The organism is Vibrio sp. S11_S32 (genome assembly GCF_014694465.1).
GTDB classification, from domain to species: Bacteria; Pseudomonadota; Gammaproteobacteria; order Enterobacterales; family Vibrionaceae; genus Vibrio; species Vibrio algicola.
Map to the genome: position 1 here is coordinate 1 of NZ_JAAUWS010000091.1, position 4,300 is coordinate 4,300.

Genomic DNA, 4,300 nt, shown 5'->3' on the forward strand with positions numbered 1-4,300 from the left:
GGTAATAACGTACGGAGAGAAGAATAATAGCGGACGGAAACTGACAGCCTTTAAACATAATGAGAACATCCGATTGGTAAGAACTACGGTATTTTACCGTAGTTCAGTCAAACTTTGCGACAGAACCCTCTCGACTCTGATCGCGCTTCTCAGCGCAGGAGAGTGAGCCGTCTCTCGTTGAGTGAATTTGCGAGGGGGGTGAGTGTGATGTATGGTTTTGAACTTCGTGCAAGTGGTGGTAATATGACCTATCATATATGATAACAAGAACGGTAAAGACGAATGGCTTGGAAAGTGGATTTTCATAGCGGTGTTGAAGATGAGATCCTATCAATGCCGCCAAAAATCCAAGCACGAATGATTAAGCTCCTGGAGCTGATTGAAATGCATGGTGCTAATCTGGGGCCGCCACATACGGAGTCGATGGGTGATGGCCTGTTTGAGATCAGAGCCAAAGCACAAGAGGGGATCGGTCGAGGCTTGTTTTGTTATCTAAAAGGTCAGCATGTTTATGTGCTTAGAGCTTTTGTGAAGAAGTCGAATAAGACTCCAAAGAAAGAGATCGAACTGGCTCGAGAGAGAATGAAAGAGGTGAAACGATGAGTTTATCAGCACTGAAACAGAAAGCCTTTGAGAACCTAGAGGTGAAAGCGGCGTATGACGAGCTGGGCGATGAGTTTGAACTGATTAGCACGCTGATCACCATGCGAGAAAAGTCGGGACTGACTCAGGACGAAGTGGCCAAGAAGATGGGAACGCGAGCGCCGAATATTTCGCGCCTGGAGTCTGGTCGAGCAAACCCAAGCCTTAAAACCCTAGTCAGCTATGCTCATGCTTGTGGTTTCAAACTCGATCTAGGGTTTAAACACGCTTAAGCGCTGCCGAGATAGAAAACTATGAAAAACGCCCCTTTTAGGGGCTTTTTTATGCCTATCGTATAGTCGTTCATTTGGGCGATTTGTTGCACGAAAAGTGTCGCAAAGTTTCAGCGGATAAAGACCGTGATAGTGCATCAAAGAGTGATAAAAACACGCCTTAACGAAAGGATTGAGAGCAAAAGCGTTATTTTTGATAGCAAAAATGGCTATTTACCATAATGTGCATAATGTCTACCAAAATATCGGGCCTGAAGCCTCAGGTTTATAGTGGAAGTATTGGCTCTCCTTTCACTATTTCATTTGCGGACATCATGCAAGTCATGACTCCTGTAGCGATCCCCCACGCTTTTTCTCTTGCCGTTTCTTCACCGTGCTTTTCAGCCATCTTGCTGATAAATACGTCATACCAGGGAGTGGTTTTATAGTTCACGCCGTCATCATCAAGCATTTCTATTTTTAATGCCGCTGGTTTGGTCGTGACTTCATCAAAGTTAATGCCTAATTCACTCTCCATGGTTTCGAAGTATAACTGGCAGTCCTCTGGAGACTCATCGAGATCATTAATCAATATATCGAGGATGGCGCTTTTAGTGAGCATGGCTTGATAGCGTTTCACTTCCTTCAATGCTAAGCGTTCGGATTCGATAACCTGGTTTACCTGCCTTTTTGCTGCTTTCTTTTTAGCGTTACGTTTTTGGACCTTCTTCGCTCTTTTATTCATGTTGGCTCCATGGCTCTCAAGTTCAGAATAAAGACTATGCAGCGGCTTGATTATTTAAGCAATTAAACATCTTCCAAAATGACAAAAACTATAATTTTCCGCTTGCTAGTAGTTGTTGCCATTTAGGCATTGCATTCTTGTCGTCAACGCAAAGCAAACGCCTTTGCACTTTGACCCGACATAGGAACGAATGCACATGAGCGAAACACTCAGCACTATCCGAAAAATGATCCAAGAGGTGAAAACCACACTGGATCAATGTACTCCGAAATCATTCAAGCAAGCCGATGTGGATGCCGCAGCCCAAGAGCGCATGTTACTTAAAGAAAAACTTAACATGCTAGAAACCGCAGAGCAGAAGGAAGTTGATGCTATTGCAATGGCCGAGGCGGACGAACTTCACGCTCGAAAAGTGGCGTTACTTGATGGTTAGGAATTTCAATCCTAATCATCAAGTTCTTTTAGGCGTTTAATATCAGAGCTTTCCATGCCGCCGTATTTTGATTTCCAATTATAGTAAGTGGCGTCAGCAATAGCGTATTCTCGACAGACGTCCGACACTTTTCTCCCTGCTTCTACTTCTTTCAAAATCTTAACGATTTGTGATTCTGTATAGCGTGATTTTTTCATAATCGTTCTCCGTTTAAGTTAGTTTAAACGTGAGAACTCTAAATGGAAATGCCCTTATTTTAGGGGATGCTTACATAAATTATCATGAACTTTAATAAAAAAAAAACCATTAGCACTGTCCATTGGTTGTCTTATCTCACAGAGTGCTTTTGCATTAGAGGCATGGAACGGACAAGAAGGTGGAGACACTTTTCAAGTCATCTTTAACAGTCAAGTATTTTCTAATGCTTACTGGGTTAGTGCTAATAATTGTCCAGGAGACGCAAGTAAAGATCCTGATCATAATCCATGGCGTTTTCAACGTGCGGCAACGTCCGCTGAAATAGCACAATACGGCAATCCAGATACCTGTAATATCAATCCTGCGCCGACCCCTGTTGATGAGTTTTCATCCAACACTGCCTATAATAAAGGAGATAAAATCACATTTTTTGACGTTGAATATCAAGCACAGAGTAACATCGCAGAACATTCCTGGGTTCCAGGACAAAAAAGCCCTTGGGAGCTTTATGAGCCATTACCCGATTATTCCCCTACGATGACGTATCATAAAGGGGATAGAGTGACAAAAGATGGTCAAGCCTATGAAGCTTTATTTTACGTCCACGATAAAGATCCAAGTAATCCTGCTAATCAGAATCCTTCTAAAACTAACGGTCAACCTTGGTTCCCTTTAGGAGCATATCAACCATTTTCACAAGATGAACTAAATAATGCTCCGGAATATAATGCAAATGAAACCTATTCAAAAAATGATTTGATTAAATTTAATCATGTTAATTATGTTGCCCGTCAAATGGTTAGCTCAGTTACTCCAACTGACACAAATAACCCTTGGAAAATTTTTATAGAATGGGGAAACACGAAAGAAATCATTGGCACTCCTCAACACTCTTGGCCTAATAAAGTATTTTCTCCTTATGTAGACGTTGTCATGAACGCTGTTCCTGATTTTGATATTGAAGGAACGTGGGTTTCAGATCAAACATCCATTGATAGAAGAAATGAAGCGGTCGACAACGGCAGTCGCCTACCGAATGCATGCTTGGAAACGGAAATCGACCTAAGAACGTATCGAAGGTGGTATCAAGGCGGAGCAGTCCAAGAAGATCAGCGCCCACTGGTCGCTCGCCCAGAACCAGCGAATAAGTTAACGGAGAAAGAAAGGTCAGCCATATTGGACGTATGCAACGCGCCTGAATACGCCACCCTTCCTCCAACACAAATCGTCCCTACGTTACTTGATAAGGGAGTTTACTTAGGCTCGGAGTCTACGTTTTATCGAACCTTAAGACAGGCAGGTCAGGTTGAGCACCGAGGACGTCAACGTGCTCGCAAGAAAGTGGCAAGACCGAGCAGTTATACCGCGACAGCACCGAAACAGGTGCTGACGTGGGATATCACTTACTTACCAGCAGTGGTGAGAGGCCAGCACTACTATCTGTACCTTATTGAAGACATCTACAGTCGAAAAATCGTTGGCTATGAAGTCTATGCGCAAGAGAGTGGTGAAAAAGCTGCTCAGCTCTTGCAGCGAACGCTCATGCGAGAGCAATGCTTTAATCGAGCGCTTGTGCTTCACTCGGATAACGGGAGTGCGATGAAGTCTTCAACGATGAAAGCCAAGATGGAAGAGCTTGGTGTGACGCCATCTTACGGTCGCCCACGAGTGAGCGATGATAACCCCTATGTAAAATCGTTGTTCAGGACGTTAAAATACGTCCCGAGCTGGCCGCCGAAAGGCTTTGCAAGCTTAGAGGAGAGCAGAGCTTGGGTAGACAGGTTCGTAGAGTGGTACAACAATGAGCATAAACATCGAGGACTGAACTACGTGACGCCATCAGAAAGACATGCGGGTAAAGATAGTGAGATCTTACAAAAAAGAGCGGCAGTCCTAGAGGTACGCCGAGAGCAAAATCCTGAACGTTGGTCAGGAGAAATCAGCAAGATAAGCAACCTTCGGTTGCGACTTCAACGCAGTAAGTCTTTCGAATACAATAACGTGAAAGTATCACGTTAGGCTTTTCAATGTACGACCCTAATCATTTTAAACACCTATTTACGCTTGGTC

4 protein-coding genes and 2 pseudogenes are annotated in these 4,300 nt (G+C 43.7%); 4 read left to right on the forward strand and 2 right to left on the reverse strand.

The window, feature by feature from the left end:
• The first annotated feature begins 282 nt into the window (after nucleotides 1–282).
• Nucleotides 283–603 carry a type II toxin-antitoxin system RelE/ParE family toxin gene (locus HC723_RS16460; RefSeq protein ID WP_031418082.1) on the forward strand — a complete coding sequence of 107 codons (321 nt, stop codon included), beginning with the start codon at nucleotides 283–285 and terminating at the stop codon, nucleotides 601–603.
• Nucleotides 600–875 carry a helix-turn-helix domain-containing protein gene (locus HC723_RS16465; protein WP_190339856.1) on the forward strand — a complete coding sequence of 92 codons (276 nt, stop codon included), beginning with the start codon at nucleotides 600–602 and terminating at the stop codon, nucleotides 873–875. The genes HC723_RS16460 and HC723_RS16465 overlap by 4 nt, the downstream gene beginning before the upstream one ends.
• 265 nt (nucleotides 876–1,140) lie before the next feature.
• Here the strand turns inward: HC723_RS16465 and HC723_RS16470 are convergent, their stop codons facing one another.
• Nucleotides 1,141–1,599, reverse strand: coding sequence for a hypothetical protein (locus tag HC723_RS16470; RefSeq protein ID WP_190339857.1), 459 nt, complete (start codon nucleotides 1,597–1,599; stop codon nucleotides 1,141–1,143).
• A 196-nt stretch (nucleotides 1,600–1,795) separates the two neighbouring features.
• On the opposite strand from HC723_RS16470, the gene HC723_RS16475 reads away from it, so the two are divergent.
• On the forward strand, nucleotides 1,796–2,032 hold the full coding sequence (locus HC723_RS16475) for a hypothetical protein (protein WP_190339858.1): 237 nt from the start codon (nucleotides 1,796–1,798) through the stop codon (nucleotides 2,030–2,032).
• A 14-nt stretch (nucleotides 2,033–2,046) separates the two neighbouring features.
• Here the strand turns inward: HC723_RS16475 and HC723_RS16480 are convergent.
• Nucleotides 2,047–2,229 (reverse strand): annotated as a pseudogene (locus HC723_RS16480) (transposase); the annotation flags it as partial.
• Between the two features lie 1,006 nt (nucleotides 2,230–3,235).
• Here HC723_RS16480 and HC723_RS17530 point away from each other — a divergent pair.
• Nucleotides 3,236–4,171, forward strand: a pseudogene (locus HC723_RS17530) (IS3 family transposase); the annotation flags it as partial.
• Nucleotides 4,172–4,300: the final 129 nt, after the last annotated feature.